We start from the raw sequence: 18,428 nt of genomic DNA on the forward strand, positions 1-18,428 counted from the left end.
AAGGTTACGACGGTTCGGGCTTCAGCGGCGACGCCGATCGCGGAGCCGGCAACGGCACTTTGGCGTTCCCGGGGTGCCGTGGATGCCCTGGGCTCTCCGGGCCGGGCGGGTCGGCCGACACCCCCGTGAGCGTGAGCCTCCAGACGGTGCGCAGGCGTGCGACGACGTTCCCGAGTTCCGACTCGTCCTCGACCCTGCCGCGCAGGTACACCTCCGCTCCGTCGGTCAGGTGCTCGACCAGCGTCATCACGTCGGCGGCCGGGGCGCTCTCCCGGAGCTGACCGGTCGCGTGCGCCTCGTCGAGGAGCTTGCGCACGGTCGGCAGCCAGGCCTGTGACCAGGAGGCCGAGCCCGGGCGTTCCCTGCTCAGCCGGATGGCGGCACGGACCGAGGCCTTCTCCTCCATGAGCCGGGCCAGTTCGAGGGTGAGGCCGACCACCTGGCACAGTGCCTGGCGGTCCGCGTAGGCATGGCCGTCCAGTGCGGCGAGGGTCACGGACCGCCCCTCCGCCTGTACGGCGTCGGCCAGTTCCTGCTTGGTCGGGAAGTGGAAGGTCAGTGCCCCGACCGACATGCCGGCCAGCTGGCTGATGCGGGACAGCGACGTGCCGTCGTAACCGGCGCGGGCGAACTCCGCGGAGGCCGCCGTGATCACGGCCGCGCGGGTGCGCAGGGCCCTCTCCTGTCTCACCATGTCGCCTCCTCGGGCATGTGACGGGGCATCGGGCGCGGGCGGAAGGCCGGCGGTCCCGCTTGCGGTGGCGGTCTTCTCCGTGTGACAGCCAGTGATCGTGACAGACCGCGGCCCGGTGGTACGCGGCCCGGCGGCAAGGGGGCCGGTGGGCGAACTGCCCGGTCAGAGGGCGGTTCGGAGGGGGGCGGGCCGGCCAACTTGGCGAAGTGCATTCGTCAACTCCCCGGAGTCGAGAAAAAAAGAGGTTGTTCGCTATTATTTTAGCGCGGTCGGCAGCCGCGGACCGATCCAGGGAGGGAACTTGCCATGGCTGGACGAGCGCTGACGCACGCGAACACCTCGATACCGGTCTTCACCGAGCAGATCTTCGAGTGCCTGCCGCGTGCCGATCAGCGCCGGTGGGCCCACGCCTATGTGCAGGGGCTGCTCACCACCCCGGGCAAGAAGTCGGTCCGGCGTCTCGCCGCGACGGTCTCGGCCTCGCCGGCCACCTCCCAGTCGCTCCACCAGTTCGTCAACGCGAGTCCCTGGGACTGGAATCCGGTCCGCACGGAGCTGGCCAGATGGGTGGAGCGGCAGGCGCCCCCCATGGCCTGGGTGGTCGACCAGGCCGTACTGCGCAAACGGGGGGAGCACTCCTGCGGGGTGCACCGCCGGTTCCTGCCCTCCACCGGACGGTCGGTCACCTGCCAGGTCGGCGTCGGCGCCTTCCTCGCCTCGGCGGGGTCGGCCGCGCCGGTCGACTGGCGTCTGCTGCTGCCGGGTTCCTGGGCCAAGGACCCCGAACGCCGCCGGCGTGCCCGCATCCCGTCCGACGCCGGACTGCGCACGGCGGAACAGCACGCCCTCGACCTGATCGACTCCCTCGCCACCAGCGCCGGGAGCGCACCCCTGCCGGTCGTCTGCAGCCTGGACCCGGCCGCCGGTTTCGGCGTCAGGACCCTGCTGCACGGACTCGCCGTGCGCGGGCGGGACTTCGTCGTCCCGGTACCCGGCAACCTGCACGTGATGGTCGGCCGGCACCTGCGGACGCAGCGTCCCCGCAGCGGTGACGGTTACGGCCTGGTCCTCACGGCGGGCAGCCTCCTGGGTGCGGGCGGCGGCATGCCGGACCGCGTCGAGACGGTGGCCCGCCGGGACGGCACCGGCCGCCCCGTGACGGTCGTCTCCAGCTTCGTCCACCTGCCCGGTCAGGGCACGTCGGGTGCCCACGCCCACCGCACCTACCGGTTGCTGGCCGTCCGGTCCGACAGTGAACGCCGCCCGCTCCAGTTCTGGCTGACCAGCCTCATCCACGCCCGTACGGAATCCGTGCTCGCGCTCGCCCAGTTGCTGCCGCGGGTGGGGGAGGCCGTGCGCGAGATGAAGGACGGCTTCGGACTGCTCGACTTCGAGGGCCGGTCGTATCCGGGCTGGCACCACCACATGACCCTCGTCTCGGCGGCCTACGCCTACGACCGGTTCACCCGGCAGGCCCCCGCGGTGCCCGAACGCCACCTCCTGGCGGCGGTGTGAACACCGCCGCCCCCTCCCGCGGTGACGGAACGCCGCCGCGGACCACCCCCGGAACCGCCGAAAGGCCCTCCCTACCGGTGTGATCAGATGCTGAGACATACGTATGAGGGGCAGGACTGCAACCTCGCCCGGACGCTCGAGGTGATCGGGGAGCGCTGGACGCTCCTGATCGTCCGTACGGCGCTGCTCGGCAGCAGCCGCTTCGAAGGTTTCCTGGAGAACCTCGACATCGCCAGGAACGTCCTGACCAACCGTCTGACCCGGCTGGTCGAGCACGGGGTCATGGAGCGCGTCCCCTACCAGGACAAGCCCGTCCGGTACGAGTACCGGCTCACCCCCGCGGGCAAGGACCTCACCTGTGCCGTCCTCGCCCTGATGCAGTGGGGCGACCGCAATCTGCCGCACGAGCTGGGACCGCCCCGCCGCGCGGACCACGTCGGCTGCGAGAGCCCCGTCCGCGTGGAGCTGCGCTGCGCGCAGTGCGGCCGTGCCGTGCACGACGAAGAGGTCCAGGTGCGCCGCATCCGCTGAACGCCGCGCTGGGCACGGCCGAAGATGCCCGGCGCGGGCCGCACCGCCCACGATGGCTCCCCCGGCCGCCGGAACGGGGCGGCTCGTCGGAGGAGGCACGCACATGCCCGTACTGGGAGCCCTGCGCAGACTGGTCATGGCCCCGTCGCTGGAGGAGGTGAGCTTCTCCGGCCGGGGGTTCGCGGTGCGGGACGACGAGCGGGCCCGGAGGCTGGAGGCCGTTCCGCAGGCCGTCGTCACCGGCTTCGAATGGGGGATCGAGGACCGCGACCTCGCGACCACCGAACGCCGCCTGAACCTGGTCGACCCCGAGCAGCGGGGCTTCGCCTACGAGGGCGCCACGATGGCGTGCGCCGTCCGCGACGCGATGGGCCGGTCCGGCCACCGCACCCGCGACCTGCTCACCGGCGGCGGCAGGCCGCACATCTTCCTGAACTACATCGGCATCGGCTTCGCCATGGCCAAGCTGCCGCGCCCCCTGTGGAAGAAGCTCGTCCCCGATCTGTCCGGGCCCGCGTACTACCCGCAGATGAGCTGGCTGTGCGTCGACGGCTACGGCTTCGACCGCGCCTACTTCGACACCGACACCTGGGTGACCCGCCAACGGCTGGACGACCCGTACGCCTGGGACGGCGACCCCTCCTACTGGCGCCGCGCCTTCGACCAGGGCGTCGGCCGCGCCCTGTGGTTCATCCACGGCGGGCACGCCGGGCACGTCGTCGCGGCCGTCCGGGCGTTCGCCGGGGACCGGCAGGCGGACCTGTGGAGCGGCGTCGGTCTCGCCGCGACCTTCGCCGGCGGGAGCACTCCGGCAGAACTGGCCCTGCTGCGCGAGGAGGCGCGCTCCGACCTCGGGCACCTGGCGCAGGGATCGGTGTTCGCCGCCAAGGCCCGCCATCACGCGGGGTTCGTGCCCGCGCACACCGAGGCCGCCGTCGAGGCGTTCACCGGACTGTCCGCCGAGGCCGCCGCCCTGCTCGCCGACGACTGCGCCCCGGCCGCCGTCCGCAGCGCCACCGCACCCGCCTACGAGGGCTGGCGCACGGGGGTGCGTGAACGGCTCACCACCCTTTCCTCCGTTGAGCACATATGAAGTAGACGTGCGGTCCCGCCCCCTGGCTCAATTTGATTTGCTGGCGAAATTCCAGGGAGCTGAGAGGGGCGGGTCATCACCGTGGCCACTGGGTTTGGAGCTATTCGACGCAAGCTGTTCACACCTCCTGTTTCGGAAACGACCATGGAGGTGCGTGGATTTCACGTGAAGAACGAGGAAGCCAAGGCACGGCTGGAGAGAATAGGCGAGACATTCCTCCAGGGCTACGCCTGCGCGATGGAGGCGTCCTCGGCCGACGAGACCGAGGCGATGCTGGAGGCCGTCCCCCGGGACGTGCGGGGCTTCGCGTACGAGGGCGCCGGCATGGGCGCCGTGGTCCACGACGCGCTCCCGGGCCACAGCGGCCGCCTGGCCGGTCTGCTGGCCGGCCAGGGGCGGCACCACGACTACATGATCCACGTCGGCATCGGCTGGGCGATGGCGCGGCTGCCCAAGCCGCTGTGGCCCGACATCAGCGCCACCGACCCCCTGCTGCGCTGGCTCGCCCTGGACGGATACGGCTTCCACCAGGCGTACTTCAAGACGGACTCCTACGTCCGCACGCCCGAGGTCCAGCACCCCTTCCGCTGGCGCGGCGGGCACAACCACTACACGCCGAACGCCATCGACCAGGGCATCGGCCGCGCCCTGTGGTTCGTCGGGGGCACCGACCCCGAGGTCGTCACCGGCCTGATCCGCGCCTACCCCGAGCACCGCCACGGCGACCTGTACGCGGGCGCCGGGCTCGCCTGCACCTACGCGGGCGGGGCGGACGAGGCCGAGCTGCGGAGCTTCGCCGAGGGGGCCGGCGAGCACCGCTGGGCGCTCGCGCAGGGCTCCGCGTTCGCCGTCGAGGCGCGCATCAAGGCGGACACCGTCATCGAGCACACCCACCTCGCGGCCCGCGTCGTGTGCGGTACGACGGCCGAGCGGGCCGCGCTCGTGTGCCGGGCGCTCAGACCGCGTACGGCGGATCCGCGGGCCGCCTCCCCGGCCTACGAGACATGGCGGCGTGACGTCTCCGCCGAACTTTCCTCTCTTTCGCTGCTCCGGAAAGGTGCCGACCTGTGACGGTCACAAAGAACTGGATGCGCAGAAATTCACCGGGAATTGTCGCCCTCGCCCTGATGGTGGGAACTTTCTACGCGGTGCGGCTTCCCGAGTCGTCGGCCTCCGAGGTCGACGCACTCGCGAAGAACTTCGCATTCGAGCCGATGTCCATATCCATGCCTGCCGGATTCGAGAAGCAGGAGGTCCGCAAGGTCAACAAGGCCTTCGAGCACATCGACGCGTGGATCTCCTCGGTCGGCGCGGGCATCGCCCTCAACGACCTCGACCGCGACGGGCTGCCGAACGACCTGTGCGTCAGCGACCCGCGCATCGACCAGGCGGTGGTCACCCCCGCGCCGACGCGGGGGGACGCCTACGCGGCCTTCGCGCTCGACCCGGCGCCGCTCGGCGTCAGCACGACCATGGCGCCGATGGGCTGTGTGCCCGGCGACTACAACGAGGACGGCGCGATGGACCTCCTCGTCTACTACTGGGGACGCACCCCCGTCATCTTCGAGAACAAGGGCGCCAAGGGCGCGCCGCTGACGGCGGACTCCTTCCGGCCCACCGAGCTGCTGCCCGGCAAGCCCGGCGCGAAGTACACCGGGCCGCTGTGGAACTCCAACACCGCCGCCGTCGCCGACTTCGACGGTGACGGCCACGACGACATCTACATCGGCAACTACTTCCCCGACAGCCCCGTCCTGGACCCCTCCAAGGACGGCGGCGTCACCATGAACGACTCCCTCTCGCAGGCCCGCAACGGCGGCGGCGGCCACTTCTTCCGCTGGACGCCGGACGGGTACGAGAAGACCGACGACGCCATCCCGCAGGGCCTGGACAAGGGCTGGTCGCTCGGCGCCTCGGCCGCCGACCTCGACGGCGACCGGCTGCCGGAGGTGTACCTCGCCCACGACTTCGGCACCTCGGCCCTGCTGCACAACGTCTCCCGCCCCGGTGAGATCGAGTTCCGCGAGGTCAAGGCCGAGCACTCCGGCACCGTCCCCAAGTCCAAGGAGCTGGGCCGCAGTTCGTTCAAGGGCATGGGTGTCGACTTCGGCGACCTGAACCACGACGGCCTGTACGACATGTTCGTCAGCAACATCACGACGTCGTTCGGCATCCAGGAGTCCAACTTCGCCTTCGTCAACCGGGCCGACAGCAAGGCCGAGCTGCGGGGCAGCTTCCTGGAGGGCGACGCCCCCTACGAGGACGAGTCCGCCCCCCTCGGGCTCGCCTGGTCCGGCTGGGGCTGGGACGTGAAGATGGGCGACTTCGACAACGACGGCAACCTGGAGATCACCCAGGCCCTCGGCTTCGTCAAGGGCAAGCACAACCGCTGGCCGCAGCTCCAGGAACTGGCCACCGCCAACGACGCCCTGGTCGCCAACCCGCAGTGGTGGCCCAACGTCCAGGTCGGCGACGACCTGGCCGGCAGCCAGCGGATGCGGTTCTTCGCCAAGGACCAGGAGAGCGGCCGGTACGCCAACCTGTCCCAGGAGCTCGGCATCGGCGAGCCCGTCCCGACCCGCGGCATCGCCACCGCCGACGTGGACGGCGACGGCCGCCTCGACATGGCCGTCGCCCGCCAGTGGGACGAGCCGGCCTTCTTCCGCAACGTCAGCGAGAACGCCGGTTCCTCCCTGGAACTGGAGCTGACCCACCCCGACGGCGCGCCCGTGGTCGGCGCCGAGGTCTGTGTCGAACTGCCCGACGGCACCATGCGCGTCGCCCGTCTCGACGGCGGGGGCGGCCACTCCGGCAAGCGCAGCACCGACGTGCACATCGGCCTGGGCAAGGGCGTCCAGGGGCCGCTGCCCACCGTGCTGACCTGGCGTGACCGCAACGGTGACGTCCACGAGCAGAAGCTGCGGATGGAGCCCGGCCGGCACGGCTTCGAGCTCGGCACCCAGGCCAAGGAGAAGTGATCATGTCCCCGTCCCAGACCGCCAACCCGCGCCACAGCACGAAGGTCGTCACGGCGCTGCGGAGATTCGCCATCTCGATCTCCGTGCTCAACGTCTTCGGTTACACCGTGCTCGGTTTCGAGCAGCCCTGGACCTGGCCCTTCATCGCCCTGGCCGTCGCCTACGCGCTGGAGATCGCCCTGGAGGCGATCGGCGCCCGGGCCGAGGGCCGCGCCCCCCGCTTCAAGGGCAACGGCTTCAAGGGCCTGGCGGAGTTCCTGCTCCCGGCCCACATCACCGCGCTCGCGGTGAACATGCTCTCCTACGTCAACGACGTCATCTGGGTCATGCTCTTCGGCGTCATCGTCGCCGTTGGCACCAAGTGGGTGCTCAGGGCCCCGCTCAAGGGCCGCATGCGGCATGTCATGAACCCGTCGAACTTCGGGATCGCCGTCATCCTGCTGCTGTTCCCGTGGGCCTCCATCGCACCGCCGTACCAGTTCACCGAGTACCTCGACGGCGGCTTCGACTGGCTCGTCCCGGCGATCATCATCACCCTCGGCACGATGCTCAACGCCAAGCTCACCGAGCGCATGTGGCTCATCCTCGCCTGGGTCGGCGGCTTCGCCCTCCAGGCCGTCGTACGCGGCCTGATGTTCGGCACCTCCATCCCGGCGGCCCTGGCGATGATGACCGGCGTCGCGTTCGTGCTCTTCACCAACTACATGATCACGGACCCCGGCACGACCCCCTCCTCCAAGTGGGGCCAGATCGCCTTCGGCGGCGGAGTCGCCGCCATGTACGGCGTCCTGACCGCCATGAGCGTGGCCTACGGCCTCTTCTTCGCCACCGCGCTCGTCTGCGCCATCCGGGGCGCCTTCCTGTGGACCGCGGACATCGTGGCCAAGCGGCGCGCCGAGGAGGCCCTGGCGCTGGCCGCCGTCGAACAGACCGTCGAACAGAACGTGGAGAAGACCGTGGACCGGGACGGCGCGACCGGACGGACCACGGACCCGAACACCGAGCCCGCCCCGGCGTGCGACTGCCCGGCGGACGCCTGCGCCTGCCCGCCCGCGGCCTCGGAGCCGACTCGTAAGGTGCCGGTGACCGCATGAGCAGAATCGCCATCGTCGGCATAGCGTGCCGCTACCCCGACGCCGACTCCCCCCAGGAACTGTGGGACAACGCCGTCGCCGGACGGCGTGCCTTCCGCCGGCTGCCCGACGTCCGGATGAACCTGGACGACTACTGGGACGCCGACCCGTCCACCCCCGACACCTTCTACGCGCGCAACGCCGCCGTCATCGAGGGCTACGCGTTCGACCGGGTCGCCCACCGCATCGCGGGCAGCACCTTCCGCTCGACGGACATGACGCACTGGCTCGCCCTCGACACCGCCGGACGGGCCCTGGCCGACGCCGGATTCCCCGGCGGCGAGGGACTGCCGCGCGAACGCACCGGAGTGGTGGTGGGCAACACGCTCACCGGCGAGTTCTCCCGCGCGAACGTCATGCGGCTGCGCTGGCCCTACGTACGGCGCGTGATGGCCTCCGCCCTCGCCGGGCAGGACGGCTGGGACGACGCCCGCATCGCGGACTTCCTCGCCGAGGTCGAGACCTCGTACAAGGAGCCGTTCCCGGCCATCGACGAGGACTCGCTCGCCGGAGGGCTCGCCAACACCATCGCGGGCCGCATCTGCAACCACTTCGACCTGGGCGGCGGCGGATACACCGTCGACGGGGCGTGCTCCTCCTCCCTGCTGTCGGTCACCACGGCCGGCACCGCCCTCCTCTCCGGCGACATCGACGTCGGTGTCGCCGGCGGCGTGGACCTGTCGATCGACCCGTTCGAGATCATCGGCTTCGCCAAGACGGGCGCCCTCGCCAAGGGCGAGATGAGGCTCTACGACCGCGGTTCCAACGGCTTCTGGCCGGGGGAGGGCTGCGGGATCGTCGTCATGATGCGCGAGGAGGACGCCCTCGCGGCAGGCCACCGCATCTACGCCACCATCGCGGGCTGGGGCGTCTCCTCGGACGGACAGGGCGGGATCACCCGCCCCGAGGTCAGCGGCTACCGGCTGGCCCTGCGACGCGCCTACGAACGGGCCGGCTTCGGCATCGAGACGGTCTGCCTCTTCGAGGGCCACGGCACCGGGACCCCCGTCGGCGACACCACCGAGCTCACCGCGCTCACCGAGGAACGCGCCGCGGCCGGACCGGACGTCCCCGTCGCCGCCATCACCTCGGTCAAGGGCATGATCGGCCACACCAAGGCCGCCGCCGGCGTGGCGGGCCTGATCAAGGCCGCCCTGGCCCTCGACAACCACACCGTCCCGCCGTCGATCGGCACCGTCGACCCGCACGACGTACTCACCGGCGACCAGGCCAACCTCAAGGCGCTGCGCCGGGCGGAACCCTGGCCCGAGGGGGTGCCGCGCCGGGCCGGCATCACCGCCATGGGCTTCGGCGGCATCAACACGCACGTGGTCCTCGACGAACCCGCCGTCCGGCGCCGGCCGCCGGCGCGCCGCCGGCCCGTCGAGCCGGCGTACGCCCCGCAGGACTGCGAACTGCTCGTCCTCGACGCCGAGTCGCCCCGGCACCTGCGCACCCGGATCACCGAGGTCGCCGACTTCGTCGCCGGTGTGTCCTACGGGCAGGTCGCCGACCTGGCCGCCACCCTCCAGCGCGAACTGCGCGGCAGGCCGCACCGCGCGGCCGTCGTCGTCTCCTCCCCGGAGGACGCCGAGCGGCGCCTGCGCCACCTGGCCGGCCTGCTGGAGAACGGCGAGAGCACCCACACCACCACCGACGCACGCGGCTTCCTGGGCAAGGTCACCGGACCCGCCCGGATCGGGTTCCTCTTCCCGGGGCAGGGCTCCGGCAAGGGCACCGGCGGAGGCGCGCTGCGCCGCCGTTTCGCGCAGGCCGCCGACGTCTTCGAGCAGGCCGGTCTGCCGAGCACCGGCGACATGGTCGCCACCGACGTGGCCCAGCCGCGCATCGCCACCGGCTCCGCCGCCGGCCTGCGCGTCCTCGACACGCTGCGCCTGGAGGCCGCCGTCGCCGTCGGGCACAGCCTCGGCGAGCTCTCGGCCCTGCACTGGGCGGGAGCCTTCGACGAGCGGACGCTGCTGGAGGCGGCGCGGGTGCGCGGCGGGGCCATGGCCCGGCACAGCGCCTCGGGCACCATGGCCTCCCTGCAGGCGTCCCCCGAGCGGGCGGAGGAGCTGATCACCGGCCTCGACGTGGTCGTCGCCGGATACAACGGCCCCGAACAGACCGTGGTCGCCGGCACCGTCGAGGCGGTCCGGGACGTCGAGCGCCGGGCCGATGAGGCCGGCGTGGACTGCACCCGGCTCGCCGTCTCCCACGCCTTCCACTCGCCCCTGGTCGCCCCGACGGCCGAGTCGTTCGGCACCTGGCTGGCCGAGGCGAGCCTCGGGCAGGTCCACGGCAGGGTCGTCTCCACCGTCACCGGCGGCGAACTGGACCGGGACACCGACATCCCCACGCTGCTGAGCCGCCAGATCACCGCTCCCGTCCGCTTCACCCAGGCGGTGCGCGAAGCGGCCCGGCACGCCGACCTGTTCGTCGAGGTCGGACCGGGCCGGGTGCTCAGCGGCATCGCGCGGGCGGCCACGGACGTCCCGGCCGTCGCGCTGGACACCGACGACGAGTCGCTGCGCGGCCTCCTGGGCGTCGCGGGCGCCGCGTTCGTCGCGGGCGCGCCCGTCGCGCTCGAGGCCCTCTTCCGGGACCGGCTGATCCGGCCGCTGAAGGTGGGCCAGGAGTTCTCCTTCCTCGCCAGCCCGTGCGAGCAGGCGCCCCACGACGGCCCGCCCGCCGTCCGCGCGCCGCGCCCGGCGGCCGCGCGGGTCCCGGCCGGCGCGACCGCGACCGCGGCACCGGCACCGGCACGCACGTCCGCCGCCCAGGCACCTCCGGCCGCCGTGCCCGCGGCCTCCACGGGCGGGGCGTCCCCCGCCGTCGAGGAGACGGCCACGGAGCGGGAGACGGCCACGGAGCGGGAACCGGCGCTTGACGTGCTGCGCGCCCTGGTCGCCGAACGCGCCGAACTCCCGGCCGAACTCGTCGACCCCGACAGCCGGCTCCTGGACGACCTGCACCTGAGCTCCATCACCGTCGGCCAGATCGTCAACCTCGCGGCGGCCCGCCTCGGGATCGCGCCGACCCAGCTCTCGACCAACTTCGCCACCGCCAGCCTCACCGAACTCGCCGAGGCCCTGGACACCCTGGTCAGCACCGGCGCCGCGGCGGCCGAGGACACCGCCGGCGCCGCCGCGGTGACGGGCGCCGCACCCTGGGCGCGGCCGTTCGCCGTGGACCTGGCGGAGGTGGCCGTGCCGCCGGCCGGCGCCGCCGAGGCGGACGGCGTGTGGGAACTGTTCGGCACCGCCGAGCAGGCTTTCTGCCAGGACCTGAAGAAGGCGCTGGAAGGCGCCGGCACCGGCGCCGGCGTCCTCGCCGTCCTGCCCCGGGGCTGCACCCCGCAGCAGGTGGACGAGGTGCTCGCCGCCGCCAGGAACGCCCTGGCGGGGGACCGGCAGCGGCGGTTCGTCCTGGTGCAGGACGGACGCGGCGCGGCGGGCCTGGCCAAGACCCTGCACCAGGAGGCCCCGCACCTGCGCACCACGATCGTCCAGACCCCGTTGAACGGGGAAGCGGTGGCACGTGTCGTTACCGAGGTCCGCGCGACCGACCGGTTCAGCGAGGCCCACTACGACACGGCCGGGGTGCGGCGCGTGCCGACCCTGCGCGCCCTGCCGGTCGAGCAGGAGAACACCGACCTCCCGCTCGGCGCCACGGACGTACTGCTGGTGACCGGCGGCGGCAAGGGCATCTCCGCCGAGTGCGCCCTGGCCGTCGCCCGGAGGACCGGGGCGAAGCTGGCCGTGCTCGGCCGGTCGGACCCGGCCGCCGACACCGAACTCGCCGAGAACCTGGCGCGGATGGCCGACAGCGGCGTCGGCGTGCACTACGCCCGCGCCGACGTCACCGACCCCGAGCGGACCGCGGCGGCCGTCGCCGAGCTGGAGAAGGCGCTGGGGAAGATCACCGGCGTACTGCACGGAGCCGGCCGCAACGAACCGGCCCCCCTGACCGAACTGGACGCGCAGGACTTCCGCCGCACCTTCGCCCCGAAGGTCGACGGCCTGCGCACCGTCCTCGACGCGGTGGGGGCCGGCGGGCTGAAGCTGCTGGTCTCCTTCGGCAGCATCATCGGCCGGGCGGGACTGCGCGGCGAGGCCCACTACGCCACCGCCAACGAGTGGCTGGCCGACCTCACCGAGGAGACCGCCCGCACCCATCCGCGGCTGCGCGCGAGGTGTGTGGAGTGGTCGGTGTGGTCCGGCGTCGGCATGGGCGAGAAGCTCTCCGTCGTCGAGTCGCTCTCCCGCGAGGGCATCACGCCCGTCTCGCCCGACCAGGGCGTGGAGATCCTGCTGCGCCTGATCTCCGACCCGGACGCCCCCGTGGTCACGGTCGTCAGCGGCCGCACCGAGGGCATCGAGACCGTACGCCGCGACCTGCCGCCGCTGCCGCTGCTGCGGTTCACCGGCAACCCGCTGGTGCGCTACCACGGCGTCGAACTCGTCACCGAGGTGGAACTGAACGCGGGCACCGACCCCTACCTGGCCGACCACCTGCTCGACGGGAACCTGCTGCTGCCCGCCGTCATGGGCATGGAGGCGATGACGCAGGTCGCGACCGCCGCGACCGGCTGGGACGGCACCCCCGTCATCGAGGGGGCGAAGTTCCTGCGGCCCATCGTCGTGCCGCCGGACGGCAGCACCCGGATCCGCGTCGCCGCCACCGTCACCGGCCGCGACACCGTCGACGTCGCCGTGCACGCCGAGGACACCGGCTTCGTGGCCGAGCACTTCCGGGCCCGGCTCGTCTTCGGCGGCGCCCAGGCCCCCGACGGACCGCCCGAGCAGGTGCCCGAGGGCACCGTCCCGGTCCCGCTCGACCCGGCCGCCGACCTGTACGGCGGGCTGCTCTTCCAGGGCGGGCGCTTCCAGCGGCTGCGCCGCTTCCACCGGGCCGCGGCCCGGCACGTCGACGCCGACGTCGACGTGCGGCGCCGGCCCGAGGGCTGGTTCGCCGGGTTCCTGCCGGGACAGCTGCTGCTGGCCGACCCGGGCATGCGCGACGCGCTCATGCACGGCAACCAGGTCTGCGTGCCCGACGCCACCCTGCTGCCGTCCGGCGTCGAGCGGATCCACCCGCTCGGCTCCGGCGACCACGTGCCGGAGCGGCTGAGGTACACGGCCGTCGAACGCAGCCGGGACGGCAACACCTACGTCTACGACATCGCCGTACGGGACGAGGACGGCACCGTCGTCGAGCGCTGGGAGGGACTGACCCTGCACGCCGTGCGCCGGACCGACGGGGCAGGACCCTGGGTCGCGCCCCTGCTCGGCCCGTACCTGGAGCGCACGCTCGAAGACGTCCTGGACGCCCGCATCGCGGTCGCCGTCGAACCGCACGGCGGACAGCCCGCCGGCTCGGTGACCCAGCGCCGCGGTTTCACCACGGACGCGGCGGCCCGCGCCCTGGGCACCCCGGTGACGGTCGGCCACCGGCCCGACGGACGCCCCGAACTCCCGCCGGACCGGCACCTGTCGATGTCCGCGGCACACGGGCTCGGGGTGACCCTCAGCGCCGTCTCCGGCTCGGAGGTGGCCTGCGACATCGAAGCGGTCAGCATGCGCTCGGAGGCCGAATGGCAGGGGCTGCTCGGCGAGCACGCCCCGGTGGCGCGGCTGGTCGCCAAGGAGACCGGTGAGGCGCCCGACACCGCCGCCACGCGGGTGTGGAGCGCCGTCGAGTGCCTCCAGAAGGCCGGGATCATGGCGGGGGCACCGCTGACCGTGCTGCCCGGACGCAGGGAGGCGTGGGTGGAGTTCGCCGTCGGCGGCATCCGCATCGCCACCTTCGTCACCGCGCTGCGCGACGCCCTGGAACCCGCGGTCTTCGCCTTCCTCGTGCACGACACGGACCGAACCGAAGGGCGGCCCTAGACCATGGCGGAAGACTACTTCGAGTACCGGCACACCGTCGGCTTCGAGGAGACCAACCTCGTCGGCAATGTCTACTACGTCAACTACCTGCGCTGGCAAGGGCGTTGCCGGGAGATGTTCCTCCAGGACAAGGCCCCGGAGATCCTGGCGGACCTCCAGGACGACCTCAAGCTGTTCACGCTGAAGGTGGACTGCGAGTTCTTCGCCGAGATCACCGCGTTCGACGAGCTGTCCATCCGGATGCGCCTGTCCGAACTGGGCCAGACACAGCTCGAGTTCGGCTTCGACTACATCAAGGTCACCGGCGGCGCCGAGGTCCTGGTGGCCCGCGGCCGCCAGCGCATCGCCTGCATGCGCGGCCCGAACACCAACACGGTGCCCTCCCTCATCCCGGAGGCCCTGGCCCGCGCGCTGCAGCCGTACGGCGCGCGGCCCGCCTCCCTGACGGGACGGACCGCATGAGCACCCTGACCGCCGCGCCGCCGTGGACCGCCTCCGCGGGCGACGCCACCCGGCTGCGGCGGGCCTTCGGGGCGTTCGCCACCGGGGTGACCGTGGTGACGGTCGGCGGCACCTCCCCGCGGGGCATGACCGCCAACTCGTTCACCTCCGTCTCCCTCGACCCGGCGCTCGTACTGCTGTGCGTCGGCAGGGACGCCGGCATGTACCGGAGCCTCGCCGAGGCCGACACGTTCGCCGTGTCGGTGCTGGCCGCGGACCAGGAGGACGTGGCCCGGTACTTCGCCAGCCGCTCGCGGCCCGCCGGCGCACGGCAGTTCGACGCCGTCGGCTGGCTGCCGGGACACGAGAGCGCCGCCCCCCTGATCGCGGGGGCGGCGGCCCACTTCGAATGCGCGAGCTGGCGGACGTACGACGGTGGCGACCACGCGGTCTTCCTGGGCCGCGTACTCGCCCTGGACCAGGCGCCGGAGCGCGAGCCGCTGGTGTTCCACGGGGGCCGCTTCCGGCAGCTCTCCGAGCGCGCACCGGAGGTGTGACATGAGCGTGCACCCCCCGGGCCCGCCGGTGTGGGCCCTGCCCGGGCTGCTGCGCAAACTCGCCGTGGACCGGCTCGGCATGATGGAGGACGCCGCCCGGCTGTCCGACGCCGTGCGGGTCGCCATGGGGCCGAAGAAGATGTACATCTTCAACCGGCCCGACTACGCCAAACACGTCCTGGCCGACAACGCCGCCAACTACCACAAGGGCATCGGCCTGGTGGAGTCCCGCAAGATCCTCGGGGACGGGCTGCTCACCAGCGAGGGCGAACTGTGGCGCGCCCAGCGCACCAACGTCCAGCCCGCGTTCCGGCCCCGGCGCATCGCCGAACAGGCGGGAGCGGTCGCCGAGGAGGCGGCCGCGCTGGTCGCCCTGCTGCGCACCAGGGCCGGGCAGGGGCCCGTCGACGTGCTCAAGGAGGTCACCGGGCTGACCCTCGGAGTGCTGGGCCGCACCCTCATGGACACGTCCCTGGACGGTCACGGCGGCATCGCCCACGCCTTCGAGGCGGTCCAGGACCAGGCGATGTTCGACATGGTGACGCAGGGGCTGGTGCCGACCTGGGTGCCGTTGGCCACCCAGCGGCGGTTCCGCAGGGCCCGCCGGGACCTGGCCCGGACCGTCGACGAACTGGTCGCCGACCGGGCCTCCCGGCTGGACGAGGCCGCTCCCGGTGACGACGCGTTCGCCCGGATGATCCTGGCCGCGCGCCGGCACGACGACCCCGCCGTGGGCCGCCGGCTGCTGCGCGAGGAACTCGTCACCCTGCTCCTGGCCGGGCACGAGACCACGGCGAGCACCCTGGGCTGGACCCTGTTCCTGCTGGCGCGTCACCCGCACGTGCGCGACCTGCTGCGGGACGAGGCCCGCGCCGTCCTGGCCGACGGCCGGACGCCGGACGCCGACGACCTGCACAAGCTGACGTACACCACCCAGGTGATCCAGGAGGCCATGCGGCTGTACCCGCCGGTGTGGATCCTGCCGCGCATCGCGCAGCAGGCCGACGAGGTGGGCGGCTTCCCGGTCCCGGCCGGAGCCGACGTCCTGGTCTGCCCCTACACCCTGCACCGCCACCCGGACCTGTGGGACGACCCCGAGCGCTTCGACCCGGGCCGCTTCGACGCGGCGCGGGCCGCCAACCGCCCCCGGTACGCCTACATCCCCTTCGGCGCGGGGCCCCGGTTCTGCGTGGGCAGCGGCCTCGGGATGATGGAGGCCGTCTTCGTCACCGCGCTGGTCACCCGGGACCTGGACCTGGACGTCGTACCGGGACACCGGGGCGTGCCGGAACCGATGATGTCGCTGCGGATGCGCGGCGGCCTGCCGATGACGGTCCGTGAGGCGGACTGACGTACGAGCGCCCCGCCGGCGGGTTCCGTCGACGCTGTTGGCGAAATCAGCCTGATCTTGTGGTGAGCCCGCGCTCGCCACGAGATCGGGCTGACTCAGTGCCGTGGGGCTGCGAGGATGCGCTGTGTGGTTACGGATGCGGAGTGGGAGCGGATTCGAGGGAATCTGCGCTTCGGGCAGGTCTTGCGGGGCACAGTCGTGAAGGTGCCCAGACCTGGGGCGATCGGGATCTTCGTAGATGTCGGCTTGGGCGTCGGAGGCTTCGTCGACGTCCTGCTGTTGCCGGAACAGGCAGAACAATGGCCCGCTGAAGGCACCATCACTGATTTCGAGGTTTGGTGGGCGGACAGCCGTCAGCAGGTCCGGCTGAAGCCGTCCGCTCTGGAGTACTTGCGGAAGGACTTCGCGGACTTCACTGCCCGTGTCAGACCCGGTTGGACAGCCGACATCGGCCAGCCCGTTCGCGACAGCGGGCCGGTCACTGCGCAGGAGCTTGCTTCGCTACTTGATCGGCAGGAGCGCCGCGAAGTGTGAGACGCGGGTGCGGGCGCGGGGCATTTGAATGATGTGGGCGTTGATACGGGCGAGGTTGATCGCGGCGCCCGTGAGTTGGTGCTGGAGGCTGGTCTTGGCCAAGCCGCGGTAGCGGGATCTGCGCAGGTCACAGCTGTGCACGCCTTGTGAAATGGTTCCTTCGATCCCAGCCCGGACCTTGTAGCGTTCTTTCCACTCGTCGGTCTGCTGGAGTGTGCGGGCCTGCTGGAGTTCGCGGTGTGCCTGCTGTGGCCGCAGTGTGATGGCCCGGCCCTTTGCCCTGAAGTTCGGCACGCAGTCGCGTACGACAGGACACGGCCGACAGTCTCGCGCGGAGAACTGTGCACGGACGACGGGCAGACCCTGTTGGGACCGGTCCTCCCGCCACCCGGTGTTGATGGTGCCATTTGGGCAGGTCACACGCTTGCTGTCCCAGTCCACGGTGAAGGCGTCCTGGCCGTAGGCGCCCGCTCGTGCCTGAGCGTTGGTGACCGACTTGAGTGGCCCGTGCAGCGCGACACCATGAGCGCGGGCGTCCGCCATGGCGCCGGCGTTGGCATAGCCCGTATCGACCCAGTGCTCTGCCGGAAGCATGGCCCGGCCGGCCAGTGCAGCGTGGATCACAGTCGTCATGCGGTCGTCCGGAACGGTGGCCGTAGTAGTCACGACGTTCGTGATCAGATTCGGTGCATCCGGCTCACAGGTCTCGGTGAAATGAACCTTGTAGCCGTTCCAGTGAAGATCCTGCTTGATGCTGCCGCGTGCCTCGGTGTCATAGGGGGTGACCAGGCGCATCGCACCCCGCGGCCGGTCTTTTGGGGCTCTGTTCCTCACCGCACCCTCGACCTGCTGGAAGCACTGGACCCAGACGTGCCGCAGCGTCTCCACCTGCTGCAATGTCCGCAGTTCTTCCGGAGCTCCGACAGACCAGACAGCCTGGAGCAGGCGCATCCCATCCCGGCCGACCCGCAGTGCCATCTCTTCCCGCCTGGCCCGGCCCTTGGGATAGCCGAACTCCGAAGCCGGAACCGAGTAGTGCCTGAACCAGTCCCGCTCCGCGATACGGCCCAGCCACTCGGGAGCTGCCTGCGCCAGAGCGTTGAGCGCGGCACGCAGTGTCTCAGTCACCATCTCGAGCCAGGAGAGTTCGCGCGCGGCGGAAAGAACGTGGGTGGAGTCGGTTCTCGCCCGGCCTGCTGTCTTGAGGAGCCCTTTGTCCCGCGCGGCCACCAGAATGCCGTCCAGGACCCGGCGCCCGGCATCTGCATGGACTAACCGGTCCCTGAACTCCGACAGCACCGAGTAATCGAAGCCGGGGTTCTCCAGGTCCAGCCCGAGGGCGTACTTGAAGTCGATCCTGGCTCGCACCGCCTCCGCGGCCTGCCGGTCGGTCAGGCCCTCAACGAACTGCAGCACCAACACCAACGCCAGCCTGCCCGGTGACCACGCCGGCCTGCCACGCGATGGAAACAGGTCTGCGAACTCCTCATCGCCGAACAGCGGCCCCAGCTCGTCCCGGACTGTGATCGCGAGGCTCCCCTTCGGAAACGCCGCTCGTGCCACCCGAACCGTCTCCGTCGGAATCTTCCCCGGCCCCATCGGCTGCATCGACACCGCACCCACCCCCAACGCACGTCGGCCTTCACGACCACAACCAGGTCGTGAAGGCCGACGTCACGCCGCGCCTTGAATTCGCCAACAGCGTCG

At 71.8% G+C, this 18,428-nt stretch carries 13 protein-coding genes; 11 read left to right on the plus strand and 2 right to left on the minus strand.

Annotated elements, in window-relative coordinates; genetic code table 11:
* Positions 1-4: 4 nt before the first annotated feature.
* Complete coding sequence (locus AMK33_RS38985; RefSeq protein ID WP_073937990.1) at positions 5-694, minus strand: TetR/AcrR family transcriptional regulator; 690 nt, start codon at positions 692-694, stop codon at positions 5-7.
* Between the two features lie 306 nt (positions 695-1,000).
* Here AMK33_RS38985 and AMK33_RS38990 point away from each other — a divergent pair, with 306 nt between their 5' ends.
* The 11 genes from AMK33_RS38990 to AMK33_RS39040 all read left to right on the plus strand — a co-directional run bounded on the left by AMK33_RS38990 (position 1,001) and on the right by AMK33_RS39040 (position 16,721).
* Positions 1,001-2,209: an IS701 family transposase gene (locus AMK33_RS38990; RefSeq protein ID WP_073937991.1), complete on the plus strand. Its 1,209-nt coding sequence runs from the start codon at positions 1,001-1,003 to the stop codon at positions 2,207-2,209.
* 87 nt (positions 2,210-2,296) lie between these two features.
* Positions 2,297-2,740 (plus strand): winged helix-turn-helix transcriptional regulator, encoded by a 444-nt coding sequence (locus tag AMK33_RS38995; RefSeq protein ID WP_073937992.1) that lies wholly within the window; start codon positions 2,297-2,299, stop codon positions 2,738-2,740.
* A gap of 103 nt (positions 2,741-2,843) precedes the next feature.
* A complete protein-coding gene (locus AMK33_RS39000) occupies positions 2,844-3,833 on the plus strand; it encodes a DUF1702 family protein (protein ID WP_073937993.1) in 990 nt (329 codons plus the stop codon).
* Positions 3,834-3,914: 81 nt separating this feature from the next.
* On the plus strand, positions 3,915-4,904 hold the full coding sequence (locus AMK33_RS39005) for a DUF1702 family protein (protein WP_073937994.1): 990 nt from the start codon (positions 3,915-3,917) through the stop codon (positions 4,902-4,904).
* A gap of 56 nt (positions 4,905-4,960) precedes the next feature.
* A complete protein-coding gene (locus tag AMK33_RS39010; protein WP_073937995.1) occupies positions 4,961-6,811 on the plus strand; it encodes a CRTAC1 family protein in 1,851 nt (616 codons plus the stop codon).
* A 2-nt stretch (positions 6,812-6,813) separates the two neighbouring features.
* On the plus strand, positions 6,814-7,905 hold the full coding sequence (locus AMK33_RS39015; protein WP_073937996.1) for an enediyne biosynthesis protein: 1,092 nt from the start codon (positions 6,814-6,816) through the stop codon (positions 7,903-7,905).
* Entirely contained in the window at positions 7,902-13,838 is a 5,937-nt protein-coding gene (locus AMK33_RS39020) for a type I polyketide synthase (RefSeq protein ID WP_073937997.1), read from the plus strand. Before AMK33_RS39015 ends, AMK33_RS39020 begins: the two co-directional genes overlap by 4 nt.
* A gap of 3 nt (positions 13,839-13,841) precedes the next feature.
* Complete coding sequence (locus tag AMK33_RS39025) at positions 13,842-14,300, plus strand: acyl-CoA thioesterase (protein ID WP_073937998.1); 459 nt, start codon at positions 13,842-13,844, stop codon at positions 14,298-14,300.
* On the plus strand, positions 14,297-14,836 hold the full coding sequence (locus AMK33_RS39030; RefSeq protein ID WP_073937999.1) for a flavin reductase family protein: 540 nt from the start codon (positions 14,297-14,299) through the stop codon (positions 14,834-14,836). The genes AMK33_RS39025 and AMK33_RS39030 overlap by 4 nt, the downstream gene beginning before the upstream one ends.
* A gap of 1 nt (position 14,837) precedes the next feature.
* Positions 14,838-16,187 carry a cytochrome P450 gene (locus AMK33_RS39035; protein ID WP_073938000.1) on the plus strand — a complete coding sequence of 450 codons (1,350 nt, stop codon included), beginning with the start codon at positions 14,838-14,840 and terminating at the stop codon, positions 16,185-16,187.
* A 126-nt stretch (positions 16,188-16,313) separates the two neighbouring features.
* On the plus strand, positions 16,314-16,721 hold the full coding sequence (locus AMK33_RS39040; RefSeq protein ID WP_073938001.1) for a hypothetical protein: 408 nt from the start codon (positions 16,314-16,316) through the stop codon (positions 16,719-16,721).
* Here the strand turns inward: AMK33_RS39040 and AMK33_RS39045 are convergent.
* Positions 16,689-18,335: an IS1182 family transposase gene (locus AMK33_RS39045; RefSeq protein ID WP_079195160.1), complete on the minus strand. Its 1,647-nt coding sequence runs from the start codon at positions 18,333-18,335 to the stop codon at positions 16,689-16,691. The genes AMK33_RS39040 and AMK33_RS39045 overlap by 33 nt on opposite strands.
* Positions 18,336-18,428 lie beyond the last annotated feature (93 nt).

This window comes from Streptomyces sp. CB02400, assembly GCF_001905725.1.
GTDB classification, from domain to species: domain Bacteria; phylum Actinomycetota; class Actinomycetes; order Streptomycetales; family Streptomycetaceae; genus Streptomyces; species Streptomyces atrovirens.

Excerpts from the sequence above, each read along its gene's own strand:
- AMK33_RS38990 (WP_073937991.1), top strand. The coding sequence starts at position 1,001 with ATGGCTGGACGAGCGCTGACGCACGCGAACACCTCGATACCGGTCTTC.
- AMK33_RS39025 (WP_073937998.1), top strand. The coding sequence starts at position 13,842 with ATGGCGGAAGACTACTTCGAGTACCGGCACACCGTCGGCTTCGAGGAG.
- AMK33_RS39030 (WP_073937999.1), top strand. The coding sequence starts at position 14,297 with ATGAGCACCCTGACCGCCGCGCCGCCGTGGACCGCCTCCGCGGGCGAC.
- AMK33_RS39000 (WP_073937993.1), top strand. The coding sequence starts at position 2,844 with ATGCCCGTACTGGGAGCCCTGCGCAGACTGGTCATGGCCCCGTCGCTG.
- AMK33_RS39015 (WP_073937996.1), top strand. The coding sequence starts at position 6,814 with ATGTCCCCGTCCCAGACCGCCAACCCGCGCCACAGCACGAAGGTCGTC.
- AMK33_RS38995 (WP_073937992.1), top strand. The coding sequence starts at position 2,297 with ATGCTGAGACATACGTATGAGGGGCAGGACTGCAACCTCGCCCGGACG.
- AMK33_RS39020 (WP_073937997.1), top strand. The coding sequence starts at position 7,902 with ATGAGCAGAATCGCCATCGTCGGCATAGCGTGCCGCTACCCCGACGCC.
- AMK33_RS39010 (WP_073937995.1), top strand. The coding sequence starts at position 4,961 with ATGGTGGGAACTTTCTACGCGGTGCGGCTTCCCGAGTCGTCGGCCTCC.
- AMK33_RS39035 (WP_073938000.1), top strand. The coding sequence starts at position 14,838 with ATGAGCGTGCACCCCCCGGGCCCGCCGGTGTGGGCCCTGCCCGGGCTG.
- AMK33_RS38985 (WP_073937990.1), bottom strand. The coding sequence starts at position 694 with ATGGTGAGACAGGAGAGGGCCCTGCGCACCCGCGCGGCCGTGATCACG.